The 13562-nt window shown below is 72.6% G+C and carries 10 protein-coding genes; 6 read left to right on the top strand and 4 right to left on the bottom strand.

Annotated features, from left to right (window positions below; genetic code table 11):
- The first annotated feature begins 8 nt into the window (after nucleotides 1–8).
- Nucleotides 9–968: a ferrochelatase gene (locus ABZ815_RS15005; protein WP_357697924.1), complete on the top strand. Its 960-nt coding sequence runs from the start codon at nucleotides 9–11 to the stop codon at nucleotides 966–968.
- Here the strand turns inward: ABZ815_RS15005 and ABZ815_RS15000 are convergent.
- On the bottom strand, nucleotides 959–2140 hold the full coding sequence (locus ABZ815_RS15000; RefSeq protein WP_357697922.1) for a lytic transglycosylase domain-containing protein: 1182 nt from the start codon (nucleotides 2138–2140) through the stop codon (nucleotides 959–961). The two genes, ABZ815_RS15005 and ABZ815_RS15000, sit on opposite strands and share 10 nt — an antisense overlap.
- Nucleotides 2141–2232: 92 nt before the next feature.
- On the opposite strand from ABZ815_RS15000, the gene ABZ815_RS14995 reads away from it, so the two are divergent.
- The 3 genes from ABZ815_RS14995 to ABZ815_RS14985 are packed head-to-tail and all read left to right on the top strand — an operon-like array spanning nucleotide 2233 to nucleotide 5535.
- Nucleotides 2233–3435 (top strand): MFS transporter, encoded by a 1203-nt coding sequence (locus ABZ815_RS14995; RefSeq protein WP_357697920.1) that lies wholly within the window; start codon nucleotides 2233–2235, stop codon nucleotides 3433–3435.
- A gap of 55 nt (nucleotides 3436–3490) precedes the next feature.
- The gene (locus ABZ815_RS14990) at nucleotides 3491–4213 is read left to right on the top strand and encodes a polysaccharide deacetylase family protein (RefSeq protein WP_357697918.1); all 723 of its coding nucleotides are present in this window, start codon (nucleotides 3491–3493) and stop codon (nucleotides 4211–4213) included.
- 44 nt (nucleotides 4214–4257) lie between these two features.
- On the top strand, nucleotides 4258–5535 hold the full coding sequence (locus ABZ815_RS14985) for a D-arabinono-1,4-lactone oxidase (RefSeq protein WP_357697916.1): 1278 nt from the start codon (nucleotides 4258–4260) through the stop codon (nucleotides 5533–5535).
- Here the strand turns inward: ABZ815_RS14985 and ABZ815_RS14980 are convergent.
- Nucleotides 5532–6458, bottom strand: coding sequence for a hypothetical protein (locus ABZ815_RS14980; protein ID WP_357697914.1), 927 nt, complete (start codon nucleotides 6456–6458; stop codon nucleotides 5532–5534). The genes ABZ815_RS14985 and ABZ815_RS14980 overlap by 4 nt on opposite strands.
- Nucleotides 6459–6571: 113 nt before the next feature.
- Between ABZ815_RS14980 and ABZ815_RS14975 the strand changes: the two genes are divergently transcribed.
- A complete protein-coding gene (locus ABZ815_RS14975) occupies nucleotides 6572–7522 on the top strand; it encodes a S8 family serine peptidase (protein WP_357697912.1) in 951 nt (316 codons plus the stop codon).
- A gap of 161 nt (nucleotides 7523–7683) precedes the next feature.
- Entirely contained in the window at nucleotides 7684–10566 is a 2883-nt protein-coding gene (sepH, locus tag ABZ815_RS14970; RefSeq protein ID WP_357697910.1) for a septation protein SepH, read from the top strand.
- 275 nt (nucleotides 10567–10841) lie between these two features.
- Here the strand turns inward: sepH and ABZ815_RS14965 are convergent, their stop codons facing one another.
- A complete protein-coding gene (locus ABZ815_RS14965) occupies nucleotides 10842–12383 on the bottom strand; it encodes a PH domain-containing protein (protein ID WP_357697908.1) in 1542 nt (513 codons plus the stop codon).
- Nucleotides 12380–12901, bottom strand: coding sequence for a PH domain-containing protein (locus tag ABZ815_RS14960; protein WP_357697906.1), 522 nt, complete (start codon nucleotides 12899–12901; stop codon nucleotides 12380–12382). Before ABZ815_RS14960 ends, ABZ815_RS14965 begins: the two co-directional genes overlap by 4 nt.
- Nucleotides 12902–13562 lie beyond the last annotated feature (661 nt).

Below are 13562 nucleotides of genomic sequence, written 5' to 3'. Positions count from 1 at the left end.
CTTGACACGTGGCTGATTACGACGCTCTCCTCCTCCTGTCGTTCGGCGGCCCCGAAGGGCCCGACGACGTGCTGCCGTTCCTGGAGAACGTCGTGCGGGGGCGCGGCGTCCCTCGCGAGCGGCTGCTCGCGGTGGCCGAGCACTACCAGGGCTTCGGCGGCGTCAGCCCGATCAACCAGCAGAACCGCGAGCTGGTCGAGGCGCTGCGCCCGGTCGTGGGCGTGCCGGTCTACTGGGGCAACCGCAACTGGCACCCCTTCGGCGAGGAGACCGTGCGGCGCATGGCGGCCGACGGCGTGCGCCGGGCCGCCGTCTTCGCCACCTCGGCGTTCGCCGGGTATTCGAGCTGCCGCCAGTACTACGAGGACATCGCCAGGATCTCCGTCGAGGGCGGCCCCGAGCTGATCAAGATGCGGCACTTCGGCGATCACCCGGGGTTCGTCGCGGCGATGGCCGACCACACGCGCGCGGCGCTGGAACGGCTCGGCCGCGACGACGCCAGGCTGGTGTTCACCGCCCACAGCATCCCGGTGTCGATGGCCGAGACCGCCGGCCCCTCGGGCGGCCTGTACGAGTCCCAGCTCCGCAGGAGCGCCGAGCTGGTCAACCGGGCCCTGGGCCGTGACGAGCCATGGGACCTGGTGTGGCAGTCGCGCAGCGGCCCCCCGCAGGTGCCGTGGCTGGAACCCGACGTGTGCGACTTCCTGCGCAAGACGGACGCCGGCTCGGTCGTGCTGGTGCCGATCGGGTTCGTCTCCGACCACATGGAGGTCGTCTACGACCTCGACACCGAGGCCCGGCAGGTGGCCGCCGAGCTGGGCCTGCCGATGGAGCGCGCGGCCACGGCCGGCACCCATCCGGCGTTCGTCCGCATGGTCAGGGAGCTGATGGACGAGCCCGAGCCCGTCCCGTGCCCGCTCACCTGCTGCCCGCGTCCGGTCCGTCCCGGCGGGCGGCCTCAGGCGTAGGTGCGGGCGTACGCCTCGGCGATGCCCATGACCTTGTTCACGTAGTCCCACGAGTGGTTGTAGAACCAGATCGCCTTGCGCAGCTTCTCGGGGCCCTTGCCCGCGCCGTTGGCGCACAGGTAGTTGGCGGCGCCGGGCACGGCGTCGTACGGGCTCCAGATGTCGGCCTTGCCGTCGCCGTCGCCGTCCACGCCGTAGTGCTTCCAGGTGGCGGGCATGAACTGCATCGGTCCCAGGGCGCCGGCGCTGGAGGGCCCGTTGTTGCGGCCGTGACTGCTCTCGACCTGGCCGATGGCCGCCAGCACCGTCCATGACAGGCCGGGGCAGCGGGTGGCGGCGGCCTGGTAGAGCTCCAGATAGCTGCCCGGCCGGCCGACGTTGACCGGCTGCTGCTGTTGTTGCTGCTGCCGCCGCCGCTGCTGGGCGCGGCTGGCCGCGTCGAGCACGACGACCTGCGCGCCCTTGCCCAGCAGCTTGCGCACCCCGGTCTCGCCGATGGTGCCCGGTTTGCCGTGCAGCAGCACCGCGACGCCCTTCGCGAAGCCGAGCGACCTGCCCACCTCGACACTGACCAGGCCGTCCACGCCGGAGAGCCCGAGCGTGGCCGAGGCCGCGACCCGGAGCCTCGGGCCGCCGTCCACCTGGTACATCGCGCCGAGGATCATGCTGTACTTGCGCATCGTGCCGGCCTCGGCGACCAGCTCGCCCCTGGCCAGCGCGCTCCAGACGGCCGGCTGGTCGGCGACGGGCTGCGGCGTCCAGGAGCGGAAGTCGGCGGGGTCGACGGCCAGCAGGTTCAGCGACGTGCCGGAGACCTTGACCGCGCCGGCGTCCACGACGGCCGCCTTCTGCACGTGCCTGAGCGCGCCGAGGGCGAGCCTGGTCCGCCTGGAGACCGTGCCGGGCGCGATCGCCAGCACGCGCGGCGGCGTCACGGTGACGCCCGGTCCGCCCTGTCCGAAATCCTTGACCGGCGCCGTCGTGGGTACGAGCTTGTCGAGGCGCGGAGCGGCCTCCGGGGTCACGCGGGTGATCGGCCTGCGCACCGGCTCCTGGGCGGTTCTGACCAGGTCATCGCCCACGAGCACGACGACTCCCCCGGCCACGGCGGTGACCACGAGCACGCCGAGGACCATGAGCAGGACCGCGCGGAGAGAGGGAAGACCGGACATCAGGCACACGTTAACCCACTCGCCGGAAATTTCAGTTGCCATCCGGACAGACAGTGCGCGATCGTTGGGTCGCCAAGTAAGGGGGAAACAGCGTGGTCGGGCCTTACCGGGGTTTGTTCAACGGGCCCGGCGTCAAGGGATTCGTGCTGGCCGGGTTCGTCGGCCGGATGCCGATGTCCATGCTCGGCATCGGGGTCGTGCTGCTGATCTCCACCGTCACCGGGTCCTTCGCCACCGCCGGCGCGGTCGGCGCGACCACCAACGTGGCCTTCGCGATCGCGGCTCCGCTGTCGGGGCGGCTCGTGGACAGGTTCGGGCAGAACCGGGTGATCGCCCCCTTCTCCGTGGTCAACGCGCTGGCGATGGCCGCGCTGATGCTCAGCGCCGCGCTCCGCCTGCCCGAATGGACCCTGTACGTCTCCGGCCTGCTGATCGGCGCCTCCTCCCTGTCCATCGGGTCGATGGTGCGCGCCCGCTGGTCCACCATCCACGGCGGCACGGGGACGCTGCACACCGCCTTCGCGTTCGAGTCCGTGGCCGACGAGGTGGTCTTCGTCACCGGGCCCGCGCTCGTCACGGTGCTGGCCACGGCGGTCAACCCGTACGCGGGGCTGGTGGTGGCGCTGGTGTGCATGCTCGGCGGCTGCCTGGCCCTGGCGGCGCAACGGCGTACGCAGCCGCCCGTGCAGCTGGTCAGGACGGGCGGCGGCACGCCCATCCTGATCCCCGGCATCGCCCTGCTGGCGTGCGTCTACCTCGGGCTCGGCTCGGTGTTCGGCTCGGTGGACCTGATCATGGTCGCCTTCGCCGAGGAGCACGGCGTGAAGGGCGTCTCCGGGTTCCTGCTGGCCGCGTTCGCGGGCGGGTCGATGGTGTCGGGGCTGTGGTTCGGCTCGCGGCAGTGGCGGATCTCGTTGCGCGCCCGGTTCGTCCGCGCGCTGGGCGTGTTCGTGGTCGGCCTGGTGCCGATCCTGCTCGTGGACGACCCGTGGGTCATGGCCGCCGTGGCGTTCGTGGCCGGTCTGGCCATCTCGCCGACGCTCATCACCGGGTTCTCGCTCACCGAGCGGCTGGTGCCGCCGTCCCTGCTCACCGAGGGCATGGCGTGGATCTCCACCTCGATCGGGTTCGGCGTGGCGATCGGCGCGTGGGCGGGCGGGCGGCTCACCGACCTGTTCGGCGCGTCCAGCGCGTTCGGTTTCGCGGTGTGCGCGGCGCTGCTGGCGGCGGTCGTGGGCGTCGGAGGTTCGGGTTTGCTGAGACTTCCGGAAGCGCCTTCACCCGTGAAGAGTTGATCCGCTACGGTCGGGAGTTATCCCTCGCAACACCCATCACACCGGAAGCTTTGCTATGTCCCGACAAATCACTTCACTTCTAGCTATCGCTGCAGTTTGCGTCACTCTGGCTCCCGCGCCCGCGTTCGCCCAGACGCCGAAGAAGGCCGAGGTCGATTGCGAGCAGGTCAAGTGCCTTGCGCTGACCTTCGACGACGGGCCCGGCCAGTACGCGGGAACTCTGCTCGACACCCTCAAGAAGACCGGCGCCAAGGCGACGTTCTTCCTGGAGGGCCAGTACGTCACCAGCCGTCCGGCCTTCGTCAAGCGCATGGTCGCCGAGGGCCACGAGGTGGGCAACCACAGCTACAAGCACCCGGACTTCACCAAGATCGAAGCCGGGGAGATCAGAAGCGAGATCAAGAAGACCCAGGACGCGGTCAAGAAGGCGGCGGGCGTCGAGCCCAAGCTGCTGCGCCCGCCGTACGGGCTGGCCGACATCCAGGTGTCCGACGTCGCGACCGAGTTCGGCATGCCGATGGTCCTCTGGACGGCCGGCTCGCACGACTGGGAGAGCAAGAACGTCGAGGCCATCAAGAAGAAGACCCTTGAGGTGGCCCAGCGCGACGGCATCATCCTCATGCACGACTGGGTCAAGCAGACCGTGGACGCCATGCCGTCCATCATCAAGTCCCTGCAGGCCAAGGGGTACCAGCTGGTGACGGTCTCCGACGTGATCAAGCGGCAGAACCTTGAGCCCGGCCAGATTTTCCCGGTTCCCGAAGGCTGGCAGAAGTGAGTATCGTTCACGTTTAATCGGAACGACGCTCGGAGGGGCGCCTCATGGTCTTCACTAACTGGGCCGGGAATCAGACGGGCGCCCCTGCCGAGGTGCGCACCCCCACGAGCGTGGCGGACGTCGTCCAGGCCGTACGGGACGCCTCGGCCGCCGGGCGGCGCCTGCGCATGGTGGGCACGGGCCACTCCTTCACCGGGGTGGCCCTCACCGACGGGATCATGCTGCGTCCCGAGGGGCTGAGCGGCATCAGGTCCGCCGCTGAGGACCGCGTCACCGTCCAGGCCGGCACGCCGCTCAAGGTGCTGAACGAGCTGCTCGACCAGCGCGGCCTGGCCCTGGCCAACATGGGCGACATCACCGAGCAGACCGTCGCCGGCGCGATCCAGACCGGCACCCACGGCACCGGCCGCGACAGCGGCGGCCTGGCCGACCAGGTCGCCGAGCTGGAGTTGGTGCTCGCCGACGGCTCGGTCGTCACGGCCGCGCCCGGCGAGGACCTGTTCGACGCGGCCCGGGTCGGGCTCGGGGCGCTCGGCGTGCTGACGGCCGTGACGTTCCGGGTGGAACCCGCGTTCCTGCTGCGCAACCGGCGGCGCAGGATGACGCTCACCGACATGCTCGCCTCGCTCGACTCGATGACCTCGGCCAACGAGCACCTCGACTTCTTCTGGCTGCCGCACACCGACGCCTGCCTGGTCAAGACCAACAACCGGGACGCGGGCCCGGCCAGGCCGCCGAGCGCGCTCAAGCACTGGCTGGACAACGTGTTCCTGGAGAACACCGTCTTCGGCGCCGCGTGCGCCGTCGGCGGGCGGCGTCCGGCGCTGATCCCGCGGATCAACGCGATCAGCGCGGCGGCGCTGGGCGACTCCGAGGCGGTGGACACCTCGTACAAGGTGTTCACGGCCCGCCGCGACGTGCGTTTCCTGGAGATGGAGTACGCCGTGCCGCGCCGGTACCTGGCCCAGGCGCTGCGCGAGACCCGCGACCTGATCGACAGGATGGACTGGAAGATCACCTTTCCCGTCGAGGTGCGCGTCACGCCGCCCAGCGACGCGTGGCTGTCGACCGCGTACGGCCGCGACTCCGCCTACGTCGCCTGCCACATCTACCGCCCCACGCCCAACCCCGCGTACTTCGAGGGCGTGGAGGAGATCATGAACCGGCTGGAGGGCCGGCCGCACTGGGGCAAGCTGCACACCAGGGACGCCGCGTACCTGCGCAAGGTCTACCCCCGCTTCGACGACTTCGTCGCGCTGCGCGACCGCCTGGACCCGCGCCGGGTGTTCACCAACGACTACCTCGACGTGGTGCTGGGCTAGCGCTGCGGCTGGCGGCCCTCCTGCTGGAGGGGCGGGTCGTCCTGGGGTTGCGTGGGCGGGGGCGCGCTGGACTGCTGCTCGCCCGGGTCGGGGCTCTCCTGCTCCTCCCCGTCGGGCTGAGGTGTCTCGACGGGCTCGACCGTGTCCGTGGGCGTGGGCGTCGGAGTGACGCTCGGCACCGGCTCCTCGGTCGGGGACGGCGGCGGCGTGCGCGGCGTGTCCGTCGGCGTCGGGAGCGGGGTCGGCGACTCCGCCGGCCCGGTCGGCAGCACCTCGCGGTCCCGGCGGTCGCGCCCCTGGTCCTGGACGGGGGCGCGCTGATGCTCCTTCACCGGCGTCTGCCTGCCGGTGACCCGCTCGTGCAGCGTCTGGTGGTCGACGGCCTGGAAGGCGAGGATGCCGCCCATGCTGACCGCGAACACCAGCGCGGCCGCCACCGCCATCTTCAGCCACGGCAGCCCCCTGTGCCCGTCGGCGGGAACGGCGACCGGCATGACCAGCGTGTCCCGCCCGCCTTCGCCACCCGGTCGAACGGCGAACACGGCCGTGTCCTCGTCGTCCTCGTCGTCCACCGGGGTACGGAACGCGGCCGTCTCCTCACCGGCCGCCGGGGGGCGGCGGGCGGCCGTCTCCTCGCCCGCGGCCGGGGTGGCGTACGCGGCCGCGGCGAGCAGGCCCTTGCCCTCCTCCTGCTCCTCGTGCCACGCGGACAGCGTGTGCTGCTTGACCCGCTCACCGGTGCGCTTGAGATAGTGCGTGTAGACGGCGCTGGCCACCGTGCTCGCGATGCTGACCACGGCGGCGCCGATCACGGTGCCCGCCACCCCGAGGTAGGAGGCGGCCACCGCGGCGGTGACGGCGGCGAGGGCACTCCCGAGGATCTGTGGCACGCTCAGCTCGAACTTCCGCTGCTCGGCGGTCATCCCCCGGATCAGTCCCCTCTGGTCATACGTTCGGTAAAGAGCTTCCTCGTGAATAGACGCGAGCGCGTGTCCCGTTGTTCCTGTGACCTGCGCGACAGGCATCCTCGTAACTCGTGCCCCGACGATTCGGCCTACCCTCCGTCTACCTCGCCGCGGCCGTGGCGACCGCCGCGACGACCGCTGTCCCTCTCGCCATGACGCCCGCCTCCGGACTCGCCCTGCGCCCCTCCGCCTCCGAGCCCACCCGGCCCTACATCGTCACCGCCCGCAGCCGCGCGGACGCCCGGGACCTCGTCGCGGAGGTGAGATGGCGGGTACGGCGCTACTACACCGAGGCCCTGCCCGGATTCGCCACCTTCCTGACCGCCGGCGAGCTGACCGAGCTCAGATCCGACCCCCGCGTCCTGGCGGTCGAGCCCGACCGCGAGATCCACGCCATGCCCGGCGACACGCCCGCCGCCGCTGACACCTCTGACACGTCCACCGGCGCGGGCACCACCGTCTACGTCGTGGACAGCGGAGTAGACGTCACCCGGACCGAGTTCGGCGACCGGGCCTGGCGCGCCTTCGACGCCACCGGCGGCACCGGGCGCGACTGCGCCGGGCACGGCACGCACGTCGCCAAGGCCGTCGCCTCGCGGGCGCCGGAGGCCAGGATCGCGTCGGTGCGGGTGCTCGGTTGCGCGGGGTCGGGCTCGCTGGCAGACGTGCTGGCCGGGCTCGACTGGATCCGGCGGCACGCGCGCGGCCCGTCCGTCGTCACGCTCGCCGCCGACGGGGCCGACTCGCCCGCGCTCGGCGCCGCCGTACGGTCGCTGGTGCGCTCGGGCGTGTTCGTCGCGGGCGCGGCCGACTCAGGTTGGTGCCAGGTTGCCTCCGGCGGGCAGGCGTTCTCGGCGGCCGCCCCGTATCTCGCCGCGGCCGCGGCGCGTCTTCTCGAACGCAGTCCCGATGCCGGCCCGTCCCTTGTCGCGAGTTCGCTGAAGTGCACAACAGCACGCCCCGCGATTCGCCAGAATCCGTCGAGGAGCTCTAACCTCCTCATGCACAGCGGCGGGCACTAGAGGAAATGGATTCCACAAATGTGACCGGCGTCACATCGCCCCCGGGGCTTCCCAGGAAGGCGATGTTCGGACATGCCGGGTACGGTGCTGGCAGGCAACCGGCACACGCGAGAGACTCAAGGGTCCGGGGGAAGAATGGCGACGCTGACGAAGGGACTCGCATGCAGGAGCTCCGACTCGTCGCGGTGAGTGAGGACGGCACCTATCTCGTGCTGGCTACTGCCGGGCGAGGTACGCGCTTCACCCTTCCTGTGGACGATCGGCTCCGTGCTGCCGTCCGTGGCAACTTCTCCCGTCTCGGCCAGTACGAGATCGAAGTGGAGAGCCCGTTGCGCCCCAAGGAGATCCAGGCACGCATCCGCGCCGGAGAGACAGCGGAACAGATCGCCGCGACCGCCGGGATCCCGGTCGAACGAGTCCGCTGGTTCGAGGGCCCGGTGCTGCAGGAGCGAGAGTACGTCGCCCAGCAGGCGCAGCGTGTCGCCGTCCGCATGCCCGGGGAGACCGCTCCCGGTCCCACCCTCGGCGAGCTGGTGGCCGAGCGGCTGACCAGGCGCGGCGTGCCCACCGACGAGATCGACTGGGATTCGGCCAAGCGCGACGACGGCCTGTGGCGGGTCAAGCTCGGCTACGTCTGGAACGGTCACACGCGCCACGCCGAATGGCTCTTCGACCCGCGCAAGCGCCACGTCTCCCCGCACGACGACGAGGCCATGCGCCTGTCGTCCGCCGACTTCGATCCTGATCCCGCCGTGGTGGAGGACACCACGGTCACGCCGTTCGCGCCTCGGGTGGCCAAGCTGCAGCCGGTGCCGCCGCTCGCCTCCGACCCGCTGCCCTTCCCGTCGGTCGTACGCCGCGAGCCGGAGGAGCCGGCCGTCGGCTACACCCCGCCGCCCAGGTCCGCCGACACCGGCGGTTACGGCCGGGGGCCGGACATGCCTGGGCGTGACGTGCCGTTCGACCGGCCGTCCCCGTCTCGCGAGACCGCGTCGGACACCTCGTCGTCCCTGTCCGACAACACCCGTGCCCCCTTCCGGGGCGAGGGCTTCCACCCCGACCCGTCCCGCGCCGACGGCTCCCGCCCCGCCTCCCGAGGGGACACCTACCGCCCCGAGCCCCCCCGCCCCGACGGATTCCGCGGAGAGGACACCCGCGCCCAGGGCTTCCACGGCGACGACCGTGGCCAGGGCTTCCGTGGTGACGACGGCCGGGCTCCTGGGTTCCGGGGCGAGGACACCCGCGCCGAGGGGCACCGTGGGGAGACCGCGGGGCGCGAGACCGGGTTCGGCCGCTCCGCCGACGCCTCCTCCCGCCGCGGCGGCACGTCACCGTGGCTGCCCGACTTCGGCTCCAGCCGCTCCGGCGAGCGCGACGACACGATCTACGCGCCCGCCAACCCGGCCTCCCGCCCGCTCACCTCCCAGCCTGCGCCTTCGCAGCCGACGCCCTCCGAGCCCGCCGCACCGCCTCAGCCGCACACGGACGGCCCCACCCAGCACGCACCCACCCCGGCCCCGGCGCCCGCCCCCGAGGCCCCGCCGACGGCGACCGCTCCTGACGCCCTCCAGACGCCGACCGCTCCTGACACTCTCGCGACGTCCGCCGCTCCTGGCGGCACGGCGACGGGGGCGGCTGAGCAGCCGTCCACGGCGGCGGCGGCCGACGAGCCCGCCGTCCGGTCCGAGGCTCCGGACTCGGCCCCGGCCCAGCCCGCCGCCTCGGCTTCAACGCCGACCCAGCCGGAGCCCGCCGCCACCTCGGCAGCCCAGCCAGAGCCGCCGGCCGCCTCCACCGTCCAGCCGGAGACGTCCGCCAGTTCTGCCGTACAGCCGGAGACGTCGGCCACGAACGCCGGGCCGGAGGCGTCCGCCGCCACCGACGTCCAGGCGGCGAGCTCGGCGGCCGTGGATGCTCAGCCGTCCACCGCGACGGAGACCACCACCACCGGTTCTCCCGCGCCTGGAGACACCACCGCCCCGGAGCCCGCCGTCGCGCCGGCCGCCTCCGAGACCGGCGATGCCCGGACCACCGAGCCCGAGACCGGCGCGCCCTCGACGCCTCAGGTCACCACCGCCACCTCCGCCGACGACGCAACGCCCGCCACAACCGCCGTCCCGACGGCCGACGCGGCGAACGTTGCGACAGCCGACGCACCCGACGCCTCAACGACCGGTGCGACGGACGACGTCCCGAAGGCCGCTGCGGAGGATGCCTCCGCCGCCGCATCCGCCATGAGCGAGAAGCCCGCCACCGCGGAAGCGGCCCCGCAGGCGACCACCGAGGCCACACCGGCGACCACGGCAGCCTCCCAGGACGCACCGGCCACCGAGACGCCGCAGGCGACCACCCATCACGCATCGACGAACGAGACGCCCACGGCCACCTCGCAGGACGCGCCGCGCGACGAGACGCCCGCAGCCACCTCGCAGGAGTCCTCGGCCGCCGCGTCGCCAGTCGCACAGAGCGCGGCGGACTCCGCGCAGGCGGAGCAGACGAGCCCGGCGCCAGCACCGGCAGCCCCGTCCACCCAGGACACGGCCATCCAGGACGAGGCCACCAAGGACACGGCCACCCAGAACGCCGCCGCGCCGGAGGCGCCCGAAGAGGCGGCCTCGAAGACCGAGGTGCCGGAGACGCCTGAAGAGGCGGCCCAGAAGGCCGAGACGCCCGAAAGGGTGGCCGAGAACACCGAAACGCCCGACGAGGTGGCCGGGAAGGCCGAGGCGCCTGAGGAAGTGGCAGGGAAGGCCGAGACGTCTGAAGAGGTGGCCGAGACGGTCGAGGTGCCGGAGAAGAAGGCGCCTGCGCCCAAGCCCAAGCCCGGCCCCGGCGCGCCCAAGGGCGCCCCGCCGATCCCGGCCGCGCGTCCCGGCAAGGACGACGCCAAGGACGACAGCAAGGGCCTCGGCAAGGAGGACGTCCCGGTGCCCTCTCCGCCGCCCGCGCCGGCCGCGCGTCAGGCGCGCAAGGGCGCGCGGGGCCGCCGGGCCTCCGTGCCGACGTGGGACGAGATCATGTTCGGCGCCCGCCGCCAGGACTGACCCACCCGCGATCAGGGACACCGATCGCCGTCATCGACCAGGGGCCGCGCCCACCTCGACAGGAGGGCGCGGCCTCGGCCGTTCAAGGACGCGGTGCCGCCCAGGCCGCGCGGAACGGACAAGGCCCCTCCGCAAACCTCACGAGGAAATCGCCGTCCGACCCGCCGGCCCCTCGTGCGGACGCCTTGCGGCGGGACCAACCGGGCCCCGGTGCGGGGTCGCCGGCGCGATGTCGCCGCCTTGCGATGGAACCAGCCGCCGGAAGGCTGAGGGGTTCAGTGGTGTGGCGGGAAGGGGCGGGCCGGTACGTCGGGCTGCGCGAACGGGGCCAGCCACTCCGGCGTCACCTCGGCGGGGAACGCGGCCCCCTGAGCCTCGGAGACGTCCAGTGCGTGGTAGCCGCCCTTCCCCGCCCCGACCCCCGCGATCAGCGTCAGCACCCCGGCGCGTCGCTGGAACCAGGTCTGGCGCAGCCGCCAGCCCACCACGGCCCGGCGTTCGACCACCGCCTCGGCGCGGCGCAGCGAGCCCGACCGGACGACCAGGCGGGCCCCGTCGTAGCCGTGCCCCAGGGAGGCGTACCGGTCGAGGCCCAGGAACACCCCAGCGCCCGCCAGGAGCAACGCCAGGACCGTCAGAACCCACCAGAGCATCATTCCTGTGGCCCACGCCCCCGCGGCGCTCAGCGCGGCCAGGAGGAGCCAGGGGAAGACCGCCCGGAACAGGCGGCGGTTGCGGGCGATGGGCGGATGGGGGCGCAGGGTGGAGCGGAAGGGTCCGACCGCGTCGGCGGTGACGCCGACGGCGACCTGGCGCGGCACGTCGGGCAGGAGTTGCCCGCGCGTCTCGGAGTCGCCGAGCCCGGTCACGATCGCCCAGACGCGTACGACCCCGGCCAGGCGTTCGGCCAGACCGTCGACGATCTCGTAGCCACGCACCCTGCGGGACTCCAGCGACACGCTGCGCCGGTTGATCAGCCCGCGCTCGGCCACGAGGTAGCCGTCGCGGCGGGTGAGCCTGAAGTCCCAGTTGAACACCGCGTACATGACGCCGCCGACGAACGGCATGGCGACGACCAGCAGCAACGCCACGACGAGCAGCAGGTAGGGGTGCTCCCACAGCCACTCCCCCGCGCTCCAGGCGGCGTCCTGGCCGAAGCCCAGGTCGTCGCCCCACTGGAAGGCCAGCCCCACCGCGCCGCCGGCGAGCGCGAACGGCGTGAGCAGGTACGCCCCGGACAACGGCCCGTACAGGAGCCACCGGCGCGGGACGGCGATGATCGACCGGTCGACGGGCGCCGGACCGGGCCCGGGGATGTGCTCGGCGGCCCTGACCTGGACGGCGCGGCGCAGCAGCACCGCCTTGAGGCGTTCGGCCTCGCCCAGGGTGACGCCGTCGAGCGCGGCCTCCTCGTCGTCGCCGCTCGCGCCCGTGTCGACCTTGAGCACGGCGAGCCCGAGTATGCGGTGCATGGGCGGCGTGGAGACGTCCACGCCGCGCACCCGCTCCAGCGGGATGGTCCGGATCGAGCGGCTGATCAGCGAGCGTTTGGTCTCCAGGCGGTCGCCGACGATCTCGTACGTGAAGGTGGCCCAGCGGATGACCGCGAACGCCACGGTGCCGACGACGCCGATCGCCGCCCACGCGTACGACCTGGCCGAGAAGCCGCCCACGAACAGCACGCCGACCAGGGGCAGCAGCAGCGAGGGCAGCATGCGTACCGGATCGATGAGCAGCACCTTGGGGCTCAGCCGCCGCGGCGCGGGGGGCGGGGGCGGCTGAGGCGGAGGGGGCGGCGGCGGGGGCGACTGGGTCACGTGGCGTCGTCCCTGAGCTCTTCGGCGCGGTGGGCCAGCCGTTCGGCGAGCCCGGCCGCGACCTCGAAGTCGAGGCCCTTGATCGTGGAGGAGCCGGCGTGGGAGGCGGTGCGGATCTCCAGCGTGGCCAGGCCGAGCAGCCGTTCCATCCACCCCTGGGCCTTGTCGACCGTCTGGATGCGGCTCACCGGCACGAACACCCATTCCCTGGTCAGGAACCCCGACCTGGCGTAGACGACGTCGCCCGACAACTCCCAGCGGTGGACGGCGTACCGGACGAACGGCTCGGCCGCGAGGAACGGCGTCAGCACCACCCCGACGACCAGCGGCAACAGCCAGGAGTGCGCGGCGAGCCAGGACGGCACCCACGACCACCCGCTGCCGCCCACCCACCCGGCCACCACGGCCGAACCGCCCACGAAGAACACGAACCCGATGGCCGCCTGCAGCAACCACAGGCGGCGGGCCTTGGGCGAGACTCGGTGCGCGGGGTCACGCAGTGGGCCTTTTGACGTCACACGACCAGCTTAGGGCGCACGGCCCGAAAGACGATCTGGCTACGCCCCCCGAAGATCGCCCTCAGGGGCCTCAGGACGCCCATGGGGAGTGGCGCCCGCGACCCATCGCGCTCACCGGCGGCGGCGGGTAAAGATCGGTCGGCCGTAGCGGCGTGTCGGGCGGACGCCCGGACGCGGCGGGTGCATGCTCGGTGGCGGCCGGCCGCAGGCTGTCGAGCTGGGCCACGTCGGCGGCGCCACGTTCGTGCCATCCAGGCCCGGCGGCGCGTTACCGCACCACGCGCGAAACGCCCTCACGAAGCGTGGCAGCCGCCGTCCGCCGCAAGGCACAACCGCCACTTCCGGCGCAGCTGAATTTTGCCTGCCGGACGCCGACCGAAACCATGCCCGTTTTGTCCCTACCTCCCGCCCGCCGGGACCCCGCCGCGCGCCCCGGGGAACGGGCAGGCCAGGAAGGTCATGGCGACACCCGTCCCGCAGACCCGCCGACGGCGTCGCTGTGGCCAACTTCACCTCCAAGATCCCCGCATTCTGGCCGGTTTCGGCTCCTTTGCCGACGACCGACCATCGGGAAACGGTCTGCGCACCGCCGAGAGCCGCGTAGCATCATCCGGCATGGGGCTGTGTAACACGGCATCACGTGTGAGGCGGGCCGCTGTCA

This window comes from Nonomuraea sp. NPDC047529, assembly GCF_040642995.1.
GTDB lineage: Bacteria > Actinomycetota > Actinomycetes > Streptosporangiales > Streptosporangiaceae > Nonomuraea.
This window is presented reverse-complemented; position numbering and strand designations above follow the sequence as displayed.